The organism is Paenibacillus sp. Y568, from assembly GCF_059445545.1.
In genome coordinates, this window is the sequence record NZ_JCAIUM010000006.1 from 154,645 (window position 1) to 173,598 (window position 18,954).

An 18,954-nucleotide genomic window follows, 5' to 3' on the forward strand; every position below is an offset into this window, starting at 1 on the left:
CAAGCATAAACGGCCTCGCCGTCCTTTAGCGGCGAAGAAACGTTTAGCGTTGAAATATAAGCCTATTTATAAGCAAAAATACTTATAAATTCTTATATTTTAAAAAAGAACAAAAAAAACAGAGTGAGTTATCTCCCTCTGTCTTTTCATATTTCCGTGCTAATCGTTAACTCTCTATTTCTTCGGTGTATATGACCAGACGCTCTCAAGCCATTTGTCGAAATCCTCGCCCTTATCACCTTCGTACGTATCATAAATATCAATTCTCATCTTATGAAGTTTCTCTTTGAACTCTTCAAAAGTATGACCTGCAGGTAGACTCTTCTTAACTCTTAATAAGATTTTAGTTACCCCTTTAAACAACTCACCTGTTTTTCTTGGTGGTAACTCAACATCTTCGCCACATTCTTTAAGTGCATGGAAAGCCGCTTCTTGAACTTTATAGACAGAGTCATTCGCCATAATGCGTGAAAGGATACCGATCGCTTGTTGGTCGCCCAACTCACCTAGAGCTTCAACCGCTTGAACCCGTGCTCTCCAATTGGATGTACCATTCGCAGCCTTTTTCATCTCTTCTATTGTTGGAATATTCTCCACGATTTCTTCATTATTCAATTCTTCATTCATTACTTCTTCATTATTCAAACCATTCAATTCCCTTCTATATGAAATCATTAACAACGTATTAGAAACAATATTTGTCATGCCTCAGTGTTTATTATACCTTATCTAGGTCTATTATTGCTCTTGACTCTTAAAAGTAAACAAACCTAATATTTATAAACTATCTCGTTGTTTTGCTTCCCTTTTTGAACCATTCGGACTTAGGTTTCTTCGGGTTCGACTTGAACTTGTCAGGTTTCGTAGCAGAAGTTTTCGATGACCCTCCACGATTCGACGAACCTGCAGATTTAGGTGAACCTCCAGATTTAGATGATGATCCTGACACCTTTGCAGGTGGTGTTGTAATTAGCATTGGATAGGGATTATCCTCCACTAGAGGAATCGTCTTTCCGATCAATTTCTCTATATCCTTCAGATATGGAATTTCTTCTACTTCACAGAATGAGATCGCACTTCCACTTAATCCAGCTCTACCTGTACGACCGATGCGGTGAACATAAGTTTCTGGAATATTAGGAAGGTTGAAGTTAATCACATGAGAGAGCTCATCAATATCTATTCCTCTTGCTGCAATATCTGTAGCTACTAACACACGTGTTACACCACTTTTGAAATTGCTCAATGCCGATTGGCGGGCATTTTGAGATTTGTTACCATGAATAGCCTGAGCAGAAATTTTCACTTTATCCAATTCACGGACAACTCGATCTGCTCCGTGTTTCGTACGCGTAAACACCAATGCTGAAACAATCGACTTATCTTGTAGGATGTGATTCAATTGCTTCTGTTTGTTGGCTTTGTCTACCATATATAAAGACTGCGTAATTCTATCCACTGTTGAAGATACCGGAGTGATTTCTACTTTCACAGGATTCACTAACAACGTTTTGACCATTTTTGTTATTTCTGGAGGCATTGTTGCTGAGAAGAACAAGGTTTGTTTCTTACTTGGCATCTTCGTAATGATTCGCTTCACATCATGAATGAAGCCCATATCTAACATACGATCTGCTTCATCAAGAACCAATATTTGGACGTATTGTAGATCAATACGTTTTTGATTTATTAAATCGATAAGTCTGCCCGGTGTGGCAATAATAATGTCCGCACCTTGATTAAGCGCCCGCTCCTGTACCTTTTGAGAAACTCCACCTACGATAGCCGTACAACGTAAATTTGTGAATTGACTATACGCATCAATGTTCTCTGAAATCTGAAGCGCAAGTTCTCTTGTTGGTGTAAGAATTAGTGAGCGAATACGGCGTAGTGTAGTCGGTTTAATCTGTTGTTCACATAACCGCTGAATAATCGGTATTGCAAAAGCAGCCGTCTTTCCCGTTCCGGTCTGCGCGCAACCAAGTAAATCTTTACCTGCTAATACAGATGGAATCGATTGTTCTTGTATGGGTGTAGGCGTAGTATAATTCTCTTTAGCTAAAGCCTTAAGTATCTCAGGTATAATTTTTAAATCATTAAATGTCATTTTATCTCCTTAATTTTCAATACATGTATTCTAGATCACGTAACATTCGACATCCCTTGACAGCATCTTCAAGGATATCATCATTTACGTCATAACAAATAAGGATACCACAAAAGAGCGCACTTATGGTAACAAATCCATATTCATCGTCACTATTTCATCATGAACATCCAAATAGAACCAACAATGCCGTCCTTTTTCAAAGACGGCATCTGTTTATATGGAAATATATGAACTTCTTCATCAGTATTTCCTGGCCTAACGTGGACGATACGTATATTATTTTATATTTTCTAATTGCTCCATAACCGATTCTATCATATTAACAAAAGCAGTTAATTCTTGTGAGCTTGCCGCTTGCTCCCTTGCAAGCAAGGTTGTTCTTTCCGAATCCTGCATGACTTCATGAAGGACGAAAGCGATTTCATTTATTTTGGATTTTATATCCTTAAGTGAATCTTTAGAATGTGAGGCTAATTTACGAATTTCATCTGCTACCACACCGAAACCCCTGCCAAATTCTCCAGCATGTGCTGCTTCTATTGCTGCATTCAGTCCAAGTAAATGAGTCTGATCTGATACTTGTTGTAATAAATCACCAACTGCCGTTATTTCTCTCAATCTTGAACGAAGTAAGTCTACTTTATGATATGCTTGGTCTTGAAGATCTGCGGTATGTGTTGCCGTATCTGCAATGGTCTGACTACTGCCACTTAACTCTACTATCATCAGTACAAGATCCTGCACTGCTTTATTCACCTTCGTTAGCGTTACATCTCGTTCATCCGACAGATCTTGAATCTTCTTCTTCTCATCATTTTCATAAGCTTCTAATACTAACTGAGAATCAAAGTTAAATATCTTAGATAGACTAAGCGTAACCTTCATCCATTGGTCAGGAACAATCTTCTGAAGGTGCTGAACAGCTACATCTAAATAGATCATATATGTGCCCAAGTACCAATTCGTTGTGAGCCCAATTCGTGAATGTACCTTCCCGATGATTAGCCTTTTCTCGATGAACTCCATATCGATATGGCCTTCTACCATCGTCATGAAGTACCATCTTTGCATTTCCTTCAATCGCTCTATGGTGCTATTCTTACTGATAATTTCCACGAGTTCAGGTTGCTCATAGATATGATCATATAAATGATCGACGACGATGTTTGTAATCGCTTTAAAATGTTCTCGTTGTTCACTTAAATAAGTGAGATCTTCCTCTGTAATCCCCGTATAATTCAGTTGTTTACTACGTGATTCTGTTACTTGAATCATTCATTATTCCCCCAAAATGGTTTCCTTCAATGCATTTTTATAATTCATTGTCATATTTAATACTACATTAAATACTATTATAGGCTTCGTCTGTCTCGCTTCTCCTAATGAAGGTGGATAATTTGAACTTTTTAGCTTATTCGACACATTGTTCTATTTTCCTTCATGGAGACATTTGTCAATGATTTATATCTCTTCCACTTCTATCCTCTTAATTAAATATATCACGGCCATAATTTTTACATAATGAAGCATCTATAATGATTTAGCGTTAACAATCTATTGATAACATATTACATAGTCATGATATAACAGTTCGAAGGGAGATTAATAAATTGAATAAGAAACTTCTGATCACAGCAACGACAGCACTTACCCTTACTCTCGGGACAAATCTGGCATCTGCAGCGAATGTAACTGGAACAACAGCAGAGAAGATTACATACTCCAATAATGGACTTGAGGTTAAACCTTCGACTTCAGCGATCAATATTGACGGCAGTCTATTCTTACCTATTCGATCACTCAGCGATACACTTGGTAAATATGTGGATTGGGACGAGTTCCGCGGCAGTGTTGCTTTGACAGACAAACCTCTATTGACCGGAAAATATACGCTAAATGCTCCAGACTTGGCAGATGGAATCAAAATGGGTGTTGGCTCCTCATTAACACATGTACCAGGTGACCCAGACAATGTATTCTACTCAACAGCAGACCGTGGACCCAATGGGCAAGTTGACGTCAATGGTAAGACGCTTCGTACGTTTCCACTAGCTGATTACACGCCAACAATCTATAAAATTCAGCTCAACGACGGGAAAATTATGATCCTAGAACAAATTCCTTTGATATTGAAGGGTATCAATCCAACAACAGGTACAACCCATGTTACAGGGTTACCCAATATCAAGGGTCGTGATGAGTCACCTTATGACGCTAAAGGAGAGAAAGCACTATCCTATGATCCATATGGTCTCGATATTGAAGGTATTGCCTATAACGCACAAGACGACACGTTCTGGATATCAGATGAGTACGGTCCATCCATTGTACATGTCCAACGGGATGGTACGATTATTGAACGTATTGTACCTAAAGGCTGGGCGGAGCAAGTATCAACACCACTAGTTCCAGTACGGGAAGTACTACCATCCGTGTATAATAAGCTACGTCAAAATCGTGGTGCAGAATCCGTCGGCATTACGCCTGATGGCAAATACATGTTCATGGCGATGCAGAATGCTCTACGTAACCCCGATAAAGACATGGATAACTCACGCCAAGTCCGGATCATCAAATTCGAGTTAGCATCACTTAAACCCGTAGCTGAATATGCCTATGTCTTAGAAGATGCTACGAAATTCAATAATTTAGTTCAAGCTGATATCGTCATCTCCGACATGATGGCCATCAATGAGAACACACTGCTCATCGATGAACGTGATAAATTTACAGGTGACAAAGCACAATTGAAACGCATCTACGCCATCGATCTTTCTACCGCTACGAATATCCTCAGTAAGTATGACGATGCTTCTACTGCTGGTAAGACGCTTGAACAGATGACAACCACTGATCTAAAAATCAACGGGATCCTCCCCCCAACTAAACGAACTGTACTGGATTCTGTTGAGTATCAATATCCCTATGAGAAAATCGAGGGGATCTCACTTATTAATGGCAACACGCTTGTCATTATCAATGACAATGATTTCGGCGTGGATAGTACATCTACAGACAATGGTACGGAATTATGGACATTCAAATTACCCTATTCAATTAAGTAATATAGATCCTTACTTCTTAATCACACTAGAAATGGGAACAACCCGGATATGACCCAAAGGTCTTCCGGGTTCTTCTCAATTGGTGAATCGCTGCTATTTATAGTAAAATGGTGTGATTCTATACTACGATTAGGAGCTGTCTACATGCCTATTAGTTTCACTAAAACGGTTGTAAGTAACTTAAATAAAGAAATAGCTGACATTCACACCAAACAAAATAATGAAAAGAAAAGGGCAGAAAAGGCACTTTCCAAAATAAATCAATTAGAAAGAGATATGAAACTAAGTACTTCAGCTCACGACTTAAGCAGTAAAATGAGTCGGATAAGTAAACTAAAGGAAGATATCAAACAAAGCAATTCTTTACAAGCTGAATTATCTAAACAGTTGGCAATTAAAAGTGAAAAACTCAATCAGCAACTCCCTCCAAACAAGTAAAAACGGCAATGCTGTCCTTTGAGATATATTGCATGTACAAGAAATCGCACTTGAAATGGTGGATGGTACGCCATTTTAAAGTGCGATTTCTTTGTGTCGTATTTTTTGTGATTCTTCACGAGAGATGCATCACTGTTTGGTGCTCCTCCGGAACAATTTAATGCATTCATTTACAATGAGTGGGACTAATCCTAATCCAATAACCAATAACCAATCCCCGAATGAGAGGAATTGCACCTTAAATGCTGAAGCAAATACGGGTATCGAAATCACCGCAAACTGTAGAAGTAATCCAATGATTATTGCCCCTACCAAGTACTTATTTGTAAACAATCCGACTTGAAATATATTCTTTGTTTCGCTTCTCATCGATAATGAATAGAACAATTGTGACGTTGCAAGTACAACAAAGGCCATCGTTCTCGCATAAGTCATGGCGTCCTCAGAAATGGAACTTGAGCCGAGGTTATATCCATATTCATACAATCCTAGGTAAAAGGCCAATATGGTTAATATTCCGATCAGTACACCACCGATCACGGCTTGCAGACCTGCACCTTTTGCAAAGAATCCTTCTTTAGGATCCCTTGGTTTCTTCTTCATCACATCTTTATCACCAGGATCAACTCCTAGGGCAATGGCAGGTAATGTATCCGTTACAAGGTTAACCCATAGAATCTGGGTAGGTAGCAGCGGTATAGGCCAAAAGAATAGGATCGAGGCCAGAATAGCAATAACTTCTCCAAGGTTACAGGATAGTAGGAAAATAACTGCCTTTCGAATATTTAAGTATATATTCCTACCTTCCCTAATCGCCTGTACGATGGTCGTGAAGTTATCATCTGTTAATATCATATCGCTTGCACTTTTGGATACATCGGTCCCGGTAATCCCCATAGCTACCCCAATATCAGCATATTTTAGGGATGGTGCATCATTAACTCCGTCCCCCGTCATGGAGACGATGTTCCCTTGTGCCTTAAAGGCTTTAATAATTTTTACTTTGTGCTCAGGTGACACTCTGGCAAAAACTCTATAGTCATTGATTTGTTTCGCAAATGCTTCGTCTGACAGTTCATCAATTTCCGCACCTGTCATACTTTGCGTGATGGTATTTGCAATGCCAAGTTCTTTCGCAATAGCAAATGCAGTATTCTTATGATCTCCAGTGATCATCACCGAAGTAATTCCGGCAACTTTCGCTTCTCTTATTGAATCCTTCACTTCAAGTCTAGGCGGATCAATCATACCAACGAATCCAAGAAAGGTAAGATCTTGTTCCATTGCATTAGGATCAATGACTTGATCAGTATTCTTATAAGCGGTAGCAAGCACTCTTAAGGCATCGTTGGACATACCTTCTGCAGCAGCAAGATATTGAGACTTCATTTCTTGTGTCAGGGACACCACTTCACCATTCACTAATGCTGTGGTTGATATTTGTAATAGCTGATCAATAGCCCCCTTCGTATGAACGCGATAGCCCCCCGTTGAGGTTGCATTTAACGTAGACATTAGCTTTCGATCAGAATCAAAAGGCTTTTCGGAAACTCTTTTGAATTCTGCATCTAAAGATCGTTTAGATAAATGATTCTGATCACCGAATATGACTAAAGCTACTTCCGTTGGATCTCCGGTACTCTTTCCATGTTCGAAGGTAGCATCTGAACATAATACAAGAGCTTTAATCAACTCAACAGGAGGCTCTTCACTCTGAACTTCATGTGGAGATGTGTAATGCTTTACGACAGACATTTTATTTTGAGTAAGTGTACCTGTTTTATCAGAGCAAATGATATTCACTGAACCTAACGTTTCAACGGCCGGTAACTTTTTCACGATGGCATTAATCTTCGACATTCTTGTAACACCAAGCGCTAGCACAATCGCCACGATCGCAGCAAGACCTTCGGGAATAGCCGCAACCGCTAGACTAATTGCCGTCAATAACATTTCGAATAAGTCTCTTTTTTGGATCAGAGCAACAATAAGAATGAATACACAGATTCCAATCGCAATATATCCTAAAGTCTTTCCTAGTTCCTCTAACTTTTTCTGAAGCGGGGTTAACTCCTTGTGATCTTCATCTAGAATTCTCGCTATTCTTCCCATTTCTGTATTCATAGCCGTTGCTACAGCAATGCCTTCGCCTCGCCCATAGGTAACCAGAGTAGACATAAATGCCATATTAGACTTATCACCTATAGGAATTTTGGAATTTGTAAGTAACGCATTCGCGTCTTTGTCTGATGGCACGGATTCGCCGGTTAACGCAGATTCCTCAATTTGCAGGTTGGCACTTTCTAGTAACCGCAAGTCAGCAGAGATAAATCTTCCCGCATCCAGAATAACGATATCACCTGGAACAATGTCCTCGGATGGTATTTCTCTCACTTCTCCGTCACGTCTGACAAGTGCTTTAGGGGTCGTCATTTGTTGCAGTGCCTCAATCGCTTTTTCCGCTTTGCTTTCTTGAATCACACCGATTACCGCATTTAGAATGACTACGGCAAAAATGATAATGGCATCTACAAATTCTCCAATCACTAATGTTACAACCGCTGCAGCTAGAAGAACATAAATCAACATATCTTTCATTTGCGCAAAGAATAGAGCTATCATGCTCTTTTTGGGTTTACCTTTTAGCTCATTAGGTCCATATTGCTCAAGTCTAGATTGGGCCTCAGACGTTGTCAGCCCCGTTGCTACGTTTACTTGAAGCTCTTGCAGCACATCTTCTTTTGACTTTGAGAACCACATTAGGAACACCTCTTGTATTTAGTTTAGAGCAATTCACATCATTTAAATATCGTTCCCCATATTAGATCCTACGTATACGGTGAGACGTATGTAGTCTTTCAATGATTTTTTAAAAAGGTTATTATTTTCGCCCATGCTGATTTTGTATTTTCAAAAGCTATAAAATGTTCCTCCACATGTTGATGATAAAATTCAAGTTCATCCAATATGCTTTCAAATTCCTTATTCCCAAAATAATCGCTTATTTTCGGTAGGACAACGGATAAGTCTTCTTTCATTTTCAACATTTCTGTTTCGTAAGTATCTCTTTGAGTGATATACAGCAAAAGCGGTTTATACCTTATCCAACCGATCGCCGCTCTTAAGAATCTTTTAGTAATCCCGCTTGAATCAACCCTCATCGCTTTTAATTGGTTTGGAAGTACACCAGATAGCAAATGCTGATAAGAGGAGAATCCATCATGGAAGGTATAACAGGGAACTTTTCTTATATTACACTCCGTAATGCATGTACTTAAAAAAGTGTCTTCACCTCTTGCTCCAGGTGGGTTATAGAATGGAAATAATGTATCAATTGTCTTCAGATTAAAACCCAAATTAGCACCCGATATAAATTTCATTCCATCGATTTCCTTAACAACTTTCTTGCGTTTACTATTCATTGTATCTAGATCAGCATAGGTCACTCCACCATTATTCATGATTTGTTTTACTGAATCCCAGTTAATAATATCGTTGCTTATCGATTCTATGAAGATTCTAAACTCGTCTTCAGAGAGCTTATCATTGAAATCCAAATAGGGTATTGGAGATATGTAACCACAATGATGCCCATGTGTCATATCCGCATTATTAATATTGCTAATATGTGTGGATAGAACCTCTTGCCCTTTCCAAACGAGGTTATCATTAATATTTAAATTAGCTACAGGGTATTCGTCATCATCAAGGAAAATAAGATAATCCATTTTGTTTTTCACTGCGAAGTACAGAACCGCATTTCTTTTCATCGCGTACCCTTCACCGAATATCAATTTTGCCTCTTTTAAATGAATTACTTTTTTATCAAGAAGATATTGCACTTCGTTTGCTATCGAGGAATTCCCTAAGTAATGTGCCGAATCGACCATATCCAACATGTCTTCGTCTATAATCTTGTAATCACTAACTTTTGTGCCTTTGTATTTTAAATCGTAAGCAACAAACAAGTGAAGGGCATTCTTCTTATGATCGACTATTTTGGATTCGTTCCAATCATCAATATATGCTTTCACAACATTTTTAAAATTTTTTCGTCCTGTTACGAAACCAACACCAACGTTAACCTTCTTCTTCTTTGATAATTTCATCTATATGAACTCCTTTATAAACCTATTCAATGTACCCATACATTATTTAATCAACCCAATTTAATATTTGTCTAATTACTCTTAATTAAACAAAATGCATGTTCCTCTAATCACATAATTTCATTACGTCAATTTATCCAATCATTTCTTTTAAGAAAAATAGCACAGTATAACACTATAGGAAGTCGTCTTACGTACTCATCCCTGCAAACTAAAAAACAGCAATGTCTAGGTTCATAAACATGAACTTTCACACCACTGTCTTTATGGATATTAGATAAGAAAAGCTGTTTCTTACTCCTTATTCATACTCTATAAAAGGATCAGGAATTTCAATCTGATAAGCCTCCGCATCACTAACCCCAACGGAAAGAGCAGCCATACCATTGTATAATCGTATAATTCCGCCGCTAAAAATAACATCTTGTAGATCTAATCGCTTCCCAGGACCTTTTGGAAAATCACTTCTTGTAGCAATAATCTTAATAGGTGTCGTCTCACAGGTAGCAGGGTTAATCGTGAAAACCATCGCATAATAGTGTTTGTTATCTAATCTATCAAAACAAGCTATATGCCCCAGAACCCCCACATGACCATTACTCAATAAATGTGCTTCGTTCGCACCGCCCCATTCTTCAGGAACAAATTGATTGTGAAGCACTTCTGCCTTAATAAAAGTCTGCTCATTGAGCTCATCAAGTGAGTCGATTATTGTAAATCCAATTTGTCCTCTTCCACCTTTTAATCCTTGAGGTCTTGTAAATACACCTACCCTACCATCGGTAAGCTCAATTAGGCGAATATCCTTCATCGTACCGGGTCCAGATGAGAAGTGGCATAAAGAATCAATTTGAAACCCACGATAGAATTGCGTAACCCATGATATAATTTTACCTGGATTTTTGGCAGAAGTGATTACTTCAACTCCACCGACAATTAATTCACCCTTAATGATTGTTGTACAAGGGTCCTGCAAATTATAGGTATGGGTGTGTTTACGAGGACTCCACACTTGATGATCACATGTAAAAAAGAAGACTTGAGAGAACTCACTATCCCGTTCCTCAACTCTTCCTAAGATCACTTCCTCCCCACCATACCGAAACGGGGCCGTTATATTATATACATCTCGATTTCCAACACCGGCGAACACTAGCTTCTCCACTGTCGTCTTGCGTGGCAACGCATAAAATGTCTCCAGAAGTTGCTTACATGTTTCCGGTAGTATTGGTTTCATTGTCATTGCCGTCCTCCTTATGATCGATTGATTCATCTATCGTCAGAACACATTCCTTGTGATCATCGATCCTAATAAGTTGTCCAGGCTGGACATTGAAATATAGACAAAGCTTTAACAACAAATCCCTAGGATACTGTACCATCTCATCTTTATACATACGACGTATAGAATCAAAGTGATAATTAACATCCTTTGCAAGTTTACGTATAGACAACTTAGGATCATGATTCTCCATAACCTCTTTCAAATGACTTCGTATGACTGACATACATCCACCTCCTGCATTAATATATATGGAAAATGATGGGTAGTCAATAAATTGACAAGAAAAAATGGTCATGTTATAGTGTGTCTAGGCCATAATTACTATTTTTTGTAAATAAATATAAAGTATTTCCTTTCAGAAATAAAGACCTCTTTATTTTCTTTTTTTTATCCAAAAATCATGAACCAATATGGAGGCTCTTATTATGAACGATAAAACCAGCAATCGGAACATCGTTTTTCTAGGAACAAGTTTACCTAGAGAATGCGGTATTGCTACATTTACACAAGATTTACTAGACCAACTCGAACACATTCAAGGCTTCAACAAACCTCGTATTATTGCCATCAACAACAATGAAACTTACCATTATCAGGATCAAGTTATAAAAGAGATTGATCAACACAATTTGTCTGACTATACAGATACAGCTGATTATCTCAACTTGTCTAATGTTGATCTTCTCGTTATCCAGCATGAATTCGGTATTTATGGCGGGGAAAGCGGGGAGTATCTAATTCCTTTCGTTGAGAGACTTACTATTCCATATATCGTTATATTTCATACCGTATTAACTAAACCTTCTGCCAAGCAGAGACAGATTATGAACCGAGTCGCTGAACTAAGTGCTCAAGTCGTAACGATGGCTCAATCCACAGTGCAGGATTTAACCTCCATTTATGGAATCGAAGCTGCAAAGGTCACTTTTATTCACCATGGCGTACCTTATGTCAAGACTGAATCCAGATCAACACTTAAAGAACAATATGGCTATGCTGATCGCAAAATTATATCCACATTTGGATTCCTCAGTCCTGGTAAAGGAATTGAATATGGTATAGAAGCCATGCGTGGCGTTGTTAAACAGCATCCGGATTCTCTATATATCATCTGGGGGAAAACACATCCTGTCGTCAAACAAGAAACAGGTGAGGTATATAGACAAAAGTTGTCCGATCTTGTGGACGAATATGACCTAAAGTCAAACGTTCACTTCGTCGACAAGCTTCTAACACAGAAAGAAGTCATTCAATCACTTGTCATGACGGACATCTACATGACTCCTTACTTAGGTAAGGATCAGGCCGTAAGTGGCACTTTGGCGTACGGCGTCGGATACGGAAGAGTTATAGTATCTACTCCTTATCGATATGCCGAAGAAATGCTAGCTGAAGGACGAGGGATGCTAGCAGACTTCCGCAATTCTGCCTCATTAGAAGCTTGTATCCTCCAATTATTGAATAATCCTACTACTATACAAGAAATGGAACATCGCACACATGAACTTGGAAAGACCATGATGTGGAGCGAAATCGCCAAAACCTATGCCACCATCTTTCAAGAAAAAATTATCATTTCAGAGCTAACCAAAATAAATGCTTTCGATGCCAAATTTGCCTAAGTAAAAGTTTTGCTAAAACAAAACTAAGTCTATGCTTACGATGCCAGTTTTGCTTAAGCAAAACTTAAGGAGTGATTTAATGCCAATACCCACCTTATTACAGTTCAAGTCCGACTATATAAGCAGAATAACCGATGATACAGGTATTTTTCAACATACCAAGTTCGGAGTTCCTGATCGTTCTAAAGGTTATACGACAGATGATAATGCACGGGCATTAATTGCAGCTGTATTATTGTACACAAATAATCAAGATTCAGACACACTCAACCTCATTCATACCTATATTTCATTCATTCATCACTCACAGAATGCGGATGGTAACTTCAGAAATTTCATGGATTATAACCGTTCATTCGTTGAGGAGAGTGGCTCAGAGGACTGCCAAGGACGCACGATATGGGCACTTGGATTTGCTCTTTCTCATTCTGCCTCTCTGCCAGATAATCTACTGAATACCTGTCGTTATTTAATTAATCAGGCATTACCGCATCTCAATGCACTGGGTTCTCCCCGTGCTAATGCCTATGCCATCATCGGTCTAAGTTACTTAATAGAAACACCTGATGCTTTAACTTATTCTTTTCCATATCCCCATACACCAAGTACTATCGAAGAAAAGGCTTTTCTACCTAAAGCATTCATCGTCGATCTGATCGAAAATATGGCAACCCGATTACACAATCAATATATTCGCAATAAGGGTACCGATTGGAATTGGTTCGAAGACAGCCTTACCTACGGAAACTCGATGCTACCATGGGCACTATTAAAAGCATTCAGCATTTCAGATAACATTCTTTTAAAGGAAACAGCTAAGGAAAGTCTGGACTTTCTAGCATCCAAGACCTTTTCTAAAGAAGGATATTATAAGCCTATTGGTAGCCATGGCTGGTTAATGCGTGATGGAACATCCGCTCCGTACGACGAACAACCCATTGAAGCATGTGAAATGCTCCTTGCGTGCAAGGAAGCAACTATAGTGCTTCAAGATCCTATCTATCTGAAACAAGCATCCTTATGTTATGAATGGTATCTGGGACATAATTCCTTACAAAAGTCTCTAATAGATCCTCAAACAGGGGCTTGTTATGATGGTATCCATTCGACTGGGTTGAACCTTAATCAAGGGTCGGAAAGTATCATATCCTTCTCTATTGCTCATTTGGTAATGAATCATGAATAAATTTGCTACAATCCTTGCAGGCGGGGGCGGAACCCGATTCTGGCCACTCTCTAGACAAGAAATTCCCAAACAACTTCTCAATATTAGTGGAAACGATATTATGTTAAACGATACGATCGAACGATTCAAAGGTATTATCCCTCAGGAAAATACAGTCATCGTTACGAATCGAACTCAAGCTGTATTGCTGGAAAGCATTATGCATAGTAGTGTATTGAAACATAACATCTTGATAGAACCTGTTGCTCGAAACACGGCAGCGAGTATACTATTCGCCGCATTATCTATAGAGAAATCCCACGGTGATTCTTTAATGGTCGTCTTGCCTTCCGATCATTATATAACGGATGAAGATCAATTCCGGCTTACATTAGATGAAGCCTGTACTGTCGCGATAGAAGCGGACAAGATCGTAACGATCGGTATTAAGCCGACTTTCCCTTCTACTGGCTACGGCTATATTGCTTTTGATAAAGATCCTATTGCTACTAGTCCTGTGGCAATTTACGAGGTAGCAGAATTTGTGGAGAAACCCAATTTCCAGAAAGCACAAGGGTATCTATCATCAGGTAACTATTTATGGAATAGTGGGATATTCATTTGGAAAACATCTGTTATTATTGATAACTTCAAGCGTTACCTCCCTCGACTATATAAGTCGATGCTCCCCATCAGCGAAGGATTGGGTACGGAACAAGAAGAAGACATCATTAATATGGTTTATCCGACACTTCAGAATATTTCGATTGATTATGGCATCCTTGAACGCTCCGATGAAGTTGTTGTTCTGTCTGGTCAGTTTGGTTGGAACGATATCGGCAGCTGGGATGCTCTTGGTGCAATCTTTCCTCCTGATGAATCGGGCAACATTATAAAAGCGAATCATATAGGCATAGATACACGTAATTCGATCATCTATGGAAACGGTAGACTCATCACGACTATAGGTATGGACGGCTTCATTGTTGCTGATACCCCGGATGCACTATTAATCTGTCCCAAGGAGAAAGCACAATCTGTCAAAGAAATCGTTGAACTGCTGAAGGAAAAAGGAATGACCAATTATATCTAGGTGGTCTACCAAGTAACAAAGAGATATGAATAAAACGACAAGAAAAAGACAGATCGAGTATCCTTCGATCTGTCTTTCTCTCATCATCCACTTATTTAACACTCACATACTTAATTATAGGACATCCAAAGGGTATCCCCGACGACCTGGAAATCCTGCTTATACCAAAAATTACGTGAAGTCGTTATAGGATATACGTACAATTTCTTATTAGGATATTTCACTTTTAGCCAATCCATAAAGAACGCCGCATAACCCTTACCTTCATAATCTTTCAACACATCCAATGCTTCTATGAAGATAATATCTGTCTTGTTTTTTATATCTATATAGAAATCTTTTTGCAGATATCTCTCATCATCACTGAAATAATTCTGTTCGGCCTTGTTAACTAACTGTTTGCCACTTATATATTCCCAAATCGCGGCATACCCAACCATATGATTACCATCTTCAATGATGTATAGCTCCTCAGGTAGTTCCGTGATATTCTTCTTACTCAATTCCCCGGAATGATATCCAGATGTTAAGTCACCTAGTATCGTTTGCATTTCTTGATCAAATGGCTTTGTAGTAATGGTAGGCATTTTCGATCTCCTTTGTGCTGTATATAGCATAGGTCTATTATCCTTAACCAATTACCTGCCGTCAATCTTTCAAGTTTTGCTTAAGATTGTAATTCATTGTTAAGGAGCATACATTCCATAAAAAGACCGCCACGCATAACAACCCGGTCATGACCTGAGGGTCTGCCGGGCTGCTTTGAAGCTTTTCATATCTACATTCTATTTATAAAAAGAAGGCTATCGAGACTTTCTCAGCAGGCATGCTGCGATTATCGCGGTTTCAATTTATTGCGTGTTTGTTCTTCACTCCCACCAATGCTTCATTTCACTGAATCCAACGTCCCATAGTTTAGCATTCCCGGATACGATAATCGTAAGTTCGTTTACCTTGTCCAAGGGTATGTTTAAAGGTTCTGCACCTTTTTGATTGTACTGAACTTTTAAGGTTCCAAAGTTTCCTCCATCCGCAAGTACAGTGACTTCTCCCTTGAGATCTCCCTTGTCTGGAATGCCATAATATGAATAAAACTTCACATCTGTCTTATTCCCTAAAATGTAGGTGTATGACTTGCTTTTAGCACCATCACTGTTATACACGTTCATTTTGGGTTCTATTTTCTTGCCTGATATGGTCAAACTAGGAAGATCTTCAGTCATAGGCATAGATCCATTTATTTCTTTCACCTCGTGTAATGATTGAATCGGGCCTTCTCTTTTGGCTACAACATAATTAATGGTTTCCGAAATCACGATTATTCCAACTAGAAGAACACCAATAGATAGGACCGAAGCAATAAGCTTTTTATAAGAAATGTTTGAAGAAAATCCAACTCTATAGGCGATAAATCCTATTGCTGCACCTAATGTATTGGATATCACATCAACTACATCAAAGCTGCCAAGATAAGTCAACGCCTGCAGCGTTTCGAGAATGAGAATCGCCAAGATAAAGAAGGTTATAAACTTCCCAAAGCGGATACGATACAGTAGGGGTATGAGTACACCAAAAGGAATAAAAGCAACAATATTTCCAAAGTCAAATATCCATGAGGAAGTTAATTCTGGGAATTGAAGCGGAACTCTCTCTGGGACAAGCATAAATGTGTATCCATTTACTCCGGCTGTATGATCCACTCTATTAAAAGCAAAGAAAATAAAATATAAGACAACAATTGTGTATAAGATGGTTCCTGTAAAGATGAGTTTCCGTAATTTCATTTCCATAAATGTCTCCTAATTATTATCTCACTATTGATTTTCGGTATATTACTGTTAATTGGCTATAATGGGTACTTTTATAATATGTTATTATTTCAGCTTCGCTACGCTTACCGCAACCTTCTCGATTTGTGCCTGATTCAAGGTATCATCTGGTGAGCTGATCGTCACATTTCGATCATCCAGCTTGAAGCCTAACATTGACGTATCATCAGGTGTATACCATTGCGCTTCGATGCCATTAGCGAGCTTAACTGATTTGCTATCGTAACCATCAGAGTAATCTCGTGGTGAAACATTAACCTTCATGTGGTTAAATAAGAAAACTACGCCATCCCCTGCACCACTAACCTTCTGGAAAGCATCTCCCTTAGTCATTTGTTTGGGAACATACACGGTCTCAAAGGATTCAAAATTAGCATAAGCCTTCGTAATCTCTTTAACCTGTGCGTCGCTATACTTGACCTCTGATACCTCTATCCCTGATGTCGATGGACTGGTTCCGATCAGCACCTGTCCACTCTTCGTGTTATATTCCACAGGAACATTTAACGCATCTGCCACTGCCCGCACGGGAAGATAGGTCGTATTTTGATACGTGATTGGAGCTATTGGTTTTCCATTAAGATCTGTTGGATGATACGCAACGCCATTCACTTTAAACCCGATACTATGATTAAGATAGGCTGTGATCTTCTGCATATTGGTTCCTGCATAGACACCTACAGCACCAGATAAGGTCATTCCTAACACAACTAACGACACGATAGATTTTTTCATTTTACTCATATTCTTCATCCCCTATTCTTATTTAAAATCAATAACCTGTGTGACAATGAGCGATTCTTTGTCTTCAATAGTAATGCCAAGCCGTTTACCAGAAGGGCTCCAGGTCAATGGGTACTGCGGGTTATAAGATAGACCCATTGGTGAGTAGGATGGACCCATGGGCGATACCTTTCCTGAAGTAGAATCGAAGATATACACACCGTTCATTCCCTTCTTATCTGTCGTATACACGTCAAAAGCTAATTTAGATGAATCGGGTGCCCAAGCTAGGTAAGACATCATATCCCCATTCGCAATCAATAATTCTTGTGAATCCGTTGTTGTCGTATCGTAAATGAGTAACTTTGTTCCCATCTTCCCTTGTTCACTTGCCGTTGTGACTGCGATATGATGACCATCCGGGGATATTTCGAAATCCCAAACACCTTTTGCAAGTAAGGTAGGTTGACTCTTCCCCGATACAACCCTTTTTAAGTTATTCTTTGAATCCGTATAGTATATATGCCCACTACCCACTTGAAATCGAATAAATTGTTCAACAGCATCATCCTCAAGTGTCATTTCTGTAAAAGAACCATCGGTGGCAATCTGGCGGATATCCCCCCGTCCTTCCGTAGAACCAGCCGCGAGAATGTACGTATCGTTATCCAACCATCCGCCCATTTCCATATAGTTATCTCCTTTTACAGCAATACGTTTACCTGTGCTCACATTCGTAATGAAATTATCTGCTGTGTACTTATCCTTCCACTCCTGGATGAAGATGAAGGAACCGTCCGGTGAGATATCCTCCTTAACCGTAAATGGGTCTGACTGATAGTCCGTAACTTCTCGCTGCTCCTCAGTACTCAAGTCAACAATGGATGTTGTGTACGAATACTTCGGTTCTTCTGTGTTAGTTCCAGCTTTCAATAGCTTCGTTGTATTAATTCTAACCTCATTGTCCGATAACCAAGCTTCAATATTAGAGCCTTCCAACCGATGAATCCGCTCTATAGTCAGTTCCTGATTATCTTGCTGTCCAGATCCCTTCACAACGGTAAGCGTTCGATCGCTTTCATCTGTTGGACTACCACCTGAACTAGTCTGCGTATCTGACCCAGACTGACTACTATCCGGCGACACAGGAGTAAGTTTCTCAGGGGATGACTGACAGGCAACTAAGGTAAGCACAAGCGTGACAACTGACATCAAGTTTACGATATGTTTCTTGTGATTACGTCTCATATAGAGCCTCCTAAATGATGAATTTGTTCGGGGAGCATGTAACTTAGAGGCCGTAGTCATCATGTTTTCCTTGCTCCATGTATCCCTGTTGACTACAGTATAATTTCTGGATATCTCGAAAAGATATCTGTCTTGTAACGAACTTGTAAACAATATCTCCCTTATATCAATCATCTATCATTTTTCGCCGAGAGGACTCCCACTTCTATAAGTGGTGAGGTGAATCGGCGACCTCCTGAATAATTCCACAAGATGTTCTTCCCTTCT

At 39.1% G+C, this 18,954-nt stretch carries 16 protein-coding genes and 1 pseudogene; 5 read left to right on the top strand and 12 right to left on the bottom strand.

The genetic code is table 11. The annotated features are described in order from the left end of the window. Nucleotides 1-174: 174 nt before the first annotated feature. The 4 genes and pseudogenes from AC1D7X_RS10710 to AC1D7X_RS10725 form a co-directional block, all read right to left on the bottom strand. Nucleotides 175-615, bottom strand: a complete 441-nt coding sequence (locus AC1D7X_RS10710) for a HEAT repeat domain-containing protein (protein ID WP_495457128.1) — start codon at nucleotides 613-615, stop codon at nucleotides 175-177. A 169-nt stretch (nucleotides 616-784) separates the two neighbouring features. Beyond that, nucleotides 785-2,107: a DEAD/DEAH box helicase gene (locus AC1D7X_RS10715; protein WP_495457024.1), complete on the bottom strand. Its 1,323-nt coding sequence runs from the start codon at nucleotides 2,105-2,107 to the stop codon at nucleotides 785-787. A gap of 279 nt (nucleotides 2,108-2,386) precedes the next feature. Continuing rightward, on the bottom strand, nucleotides 2,387-2,836 hold the full coding sequence (locus AC1D7X_RS10720; RefSeq protein WP_495475251.1) for a methyl-accepting chemotaxis protein: 450 nt from the start codon (nucleotides 2,834-2,836) through the stop codon (nucleotides 2,387-2,389). Between the two features lie 90 nt (nucleotides 2,837-2,926). Beyond that, nucleotides 2,927-3,385: pseudogene (locus AC1D7X_RS10725) on the bottom strand (protoglobin domain-containing protein); the annotation flags it as partial. Between the two features lie 335 nt (nucleotides 3,386-3,720). Between AC1D7X_RS10725 and AC1D7X_RS10730 the strand changes: the two are divergent. Next, nucleotides 3,721-5,175 (top strand): esterase-like activity of phytase family protein, encoded by a 1,455-nt coding sequence (locus AC1D7X_RS10730; protein ID WP_495457025.1) that lies wholly within the window; start codon nucleotides 3,721-3,723, stop codon nucleotides 5,173-5,175. A gap of 144 nt (nucleotides 5,176-5,319) precedes the next feature. Further along, nucleotides 5,320-5,613: a hypothetical protein gene (locus AC1D7X_RS10735; protein ID WP_495457026.1), complete on the top strand. Its 294-nt coding sequence runs from the start codon at nucleotides 5,320-5,322 to the stop codon at nucleotides 5,611-5,613. A 129-nt stretch (nucleotides 5,614-5,742) separates the two neighbouring features. Here AC1D7X_RS10735 and AC1D7X_RS10740 read toward each other — a convergent pair whose 3' ends face one another. The 4 genes from AC1D7X_RS10740 to AC1D7X_RS10755 all read right to left on the bottom strand — a co-directional run bounded on the left by AC1D7X_RS10740 (nucleotide 5,743) and on the right by AC1D7X_RS10755 (nucleotide 11,230). Further along, nucleotides 5,743-8,373 (bottom strand): cation-translocating P-type ATPase, encoded by a 2,631-nt coding sequence (locus AC1D7X_RS10740; RefSeq protein WP_495475212.1) that lies wholly within the window; start codon nucleotides 8,371-8,373, stop codon nucleotides 5,743-5,745. A 98-nt stretch (nucleotides 8,374-8,471) separates the two neighbouring features. Continuing rightward, nucleotides 8,472-9,722: a hypothetical protein gene (locus AC1D7X_RS10745; protein ID WP_495475213.1), complete on the bottom strand. Its 1,251-nt coding sequence runs from the start codon at nucleotides 9,720-9,722 to the stop codon at nucleotides 8,472-8,474. A 301-nt stretch (nucleotides 9,723-10,023) separates the two neighbouring features. Then, the gene (locus tag AC1D7X_RS10750) at nucleotides 10,024-10,965 is read right to left on the bottom strand and encodes a DUF1861 family protein (protein WP_495457029.1); all 942 of its coding nucleotides are present in this window, start codon (nucleotides 10,963-10,965) and stop codon (nucleotides 10,024-10,026) included. Then, the gene (locus AC1D7X_RS10755) at nucleotides 10,931-11,230 is read right to left on the bottom strand and encodes a helix-turn-helix domain-containing protein (RefSeq protein ID WP_495457030.1); all 300 of its coding nucleotides are present in this window, start codon (nucleotides 11,228-11,230) and stop codon (nucleotides 10,931-10,933) included. The genes AC1D7X_RS10750 and AC1D7X_RS10755 overlap by 35 nt, the downstream gene beginning before the upstream one ends. 202 nt (nucleotides 11,231-11,432) lie before the next feature. Here AC1D7X_RS10755 and AC1D7X_RS10760 point away from each other — a divergent pair, with 202 nt between their 5' ends. From AC1D7X_RS10760 to AC1D7X_RS10770, 3 genes are all read left to right on the top strand, one after another. Then, nucleotides 11,433-12,629, top strand: a complete 1,197-nt coding sequence (locus AC1D7X_RS10760; protein WP_495457031.1) for a glycosyltransferase family 4 protein — start codon at nucleotides 11,433-11,435, stop codon at nucleotides 12,627-12,629. Between the two features lie 79 nt (nucleotides 12,630-12,708). Next, nucleotides 12,709-13,815 (top strand): glycosyltransferase, encoded by a 1,107-nt coding sequence (locus tag AC1D7X_RS10765; RefSeq protein ID WP_495457032.1) that lies wholly within the window; start codon nucleotides 12,709-12,711, stop codon nucleotides 13,813-13,815. Then, the gene (locus tag AC1D7X_RS10770) at nucleotides 13,808-14,887 is read left to right on the top strand and encodes a mannose-1-phosphate guanylyltransferase (protein ID WP_495457033.1); all 1,080 of its coding nucleotides are present in this window, start codon (nucleotides 13,808-13,810) and stop codon (nucleotides 14,885-14,887) included. The genes AC1D7X_RS10765 and AC1D7X_RS10770 overlap by 8 nt, the downstream gene beginning before the upstream one ends. A gap of 110 nt (nucleotides 14,888-14,997) precedes the next feature. Here AC1D7X_RS10770 and AC1D7X_RS10775 read toward each other — a convergent pair whose 3' ends face one another. The 4 genes from AC1D7X_RS10775 to AC1D7X_RS10790 form a co-directional block, all read right to left on the bottom strand. Next, the gene (locus AC1D7X_RS10775; protein ID WP_495457034.1) at nucleotides 14,998-15,474 is read right to left on the bottom strand and encodes a GNAT family protein; all 477 of its coding nucleotides are present in this window, start codon (nucleotides 15,472-15,474) and stop codon (nucleotides 14,998-15,000) included. Between the two features lie 282 nt (nucleotides 15,475-15,756). Continuing rightward, complete coding sequence (locus AC1D7X_RS10780; protein ID WP_495475214.1) at nucleotides 15,757-16,671, bottom strand: VanZ family protein; 915 nt, start codon at nucleotides 16,669-16,671, stop codon at nucleotides 15,757-15,759. 90 nt (nucleotides 16,672-16,761) lie between these two features. Continuing rightward, on the bottom strand, nucleotides 16,762-17,460 hold the full coding sequence (locus AC1D7X_RS10785) for a stalk domain-containing protein (protein WP_495475215.1): 699 nt from the start codon (nucleotides 17,458-17,460) through the stop codon (nucleotides 16,762-16,764). 18 nt (nucleotides 17,461-17,478) lie between these two features. Then, nucleotides 17,479-18,687, bottom strand: a complete 1,209-nt coding sequence (locus tag AC1D7X_RS10790) for a WD40 repeat domain-containing protein (protein ID WP_495475216.1) — start codon at nucleotides 18,685-18,687, stop codon at nucleotides 17,479-17,481. Nucleotides 18,688-18,954 lie beyond the last annotated feature (267 nt).

Excerpts from the sequence above, each read along its gene's own strand:
- AC1D7X_RS10790 (WP_495475216.1), bottom strand. The coding sequence starts at position 18,687 with ATGAGACGTAATCACAAGAAACATATCGTAAACTTGATGTCAGTTGTC.
- AC1D7X_RS10735 (WP_495457026.1), top strand. The coding sequence starts at position 5,320 with ATGCCTATTAGTTTCACTAAAACGGTTGTAAGTAACTTAAATAAAGAA.
- AC1D7X_RS10765 (WP_495457032.1), top strand. The coding sequence starts at position 12,709 with ATGCCAATACCCACCTTATTACAGTTCAAGTCCGACTATATAAGCAGA.
- AC1D7X_RS10715 (WP_495457024.1), bottom strand. The coding sequence starts at position 2,107 with ATGACATTTAATGATTTAAAAATTATACCTGAGATACTTAAGGCTTTA.
- AC1D7X_RS10720 (WP_495475251.1), bottom strand. The coding sequence starts at position 2,836 with ATGATAGTAGAGTTAAGTGGCAGTAGTCAGACCATTGCAGATACGGCA.
- AC1D7X_RS10775 (WP_495457034.1), bottom strand. The coding sequence starts at position 15,474 with ATGCCTACCATTACTACAAAGCCATTTGATCAAGAAATGCAAACGATA.
- AC1D7X_RS10755 (WP_495457030.1), bottom strand. The coding sequence starts at position 11,230 with ATGTCAGTCATACGAAGTCATTTGAAAGAGGTTATGGAGAATCATGAT.
- AC1D7X_RS10770 (WP_495457033.1), top strand. The coding sequence starts at position 13,808 with ATGAATAAATTTGCTACAATCCTTGCAGGCGGGGGCGGAACCCGATTC.
- AC1D7X_RS10780 (WP_495475214.1), bottom strand. The coding sequence starts at position 16,671 with ATGAAATTACGGAAACTCATCTTTACAGGAACCATCTTATACACAATT.
- AC1D7X_RS10745 (WP_495475213.1), bottom strand. The coding sequence starts at position 9,722 with ATGAAATTATCAAAGAAGAAGAAGGTTAACGTTGGTGTTGGTTTCGTA.
- AC1D7X_RS10750 (WP_495457029.1), bottom strand. The coding sequence starts at position 10,965 with ATGACAATGAAACCAATACTACCGGAAACATGTAAGCAACTTCTGGAG.
- AC1D7X_RS10740 (WP_495475212.1), bottom strand. The coding sequence starts at position 8,373 with ATGTGGTTCTCAAAGTCAAAAGAAGATGTGCTGCAAGAGCTTCAAGTA.
- AC1D7X_RS10760 (WP_495457031.1), top strand. The coding sequence starts at position 11,433 with ATGAACGATAAAACCAGCAATCGGAACATCGTTTTTCTAGGAACAAGT.
- AC1D7X_RS10785 (WP_495475215.1), bottom strand. The coding sequence starts at position 17,460 with ATGAGTAAAATGAAAAAATCTATCGTGTCGTTAGTTGTGTTAGGAATG.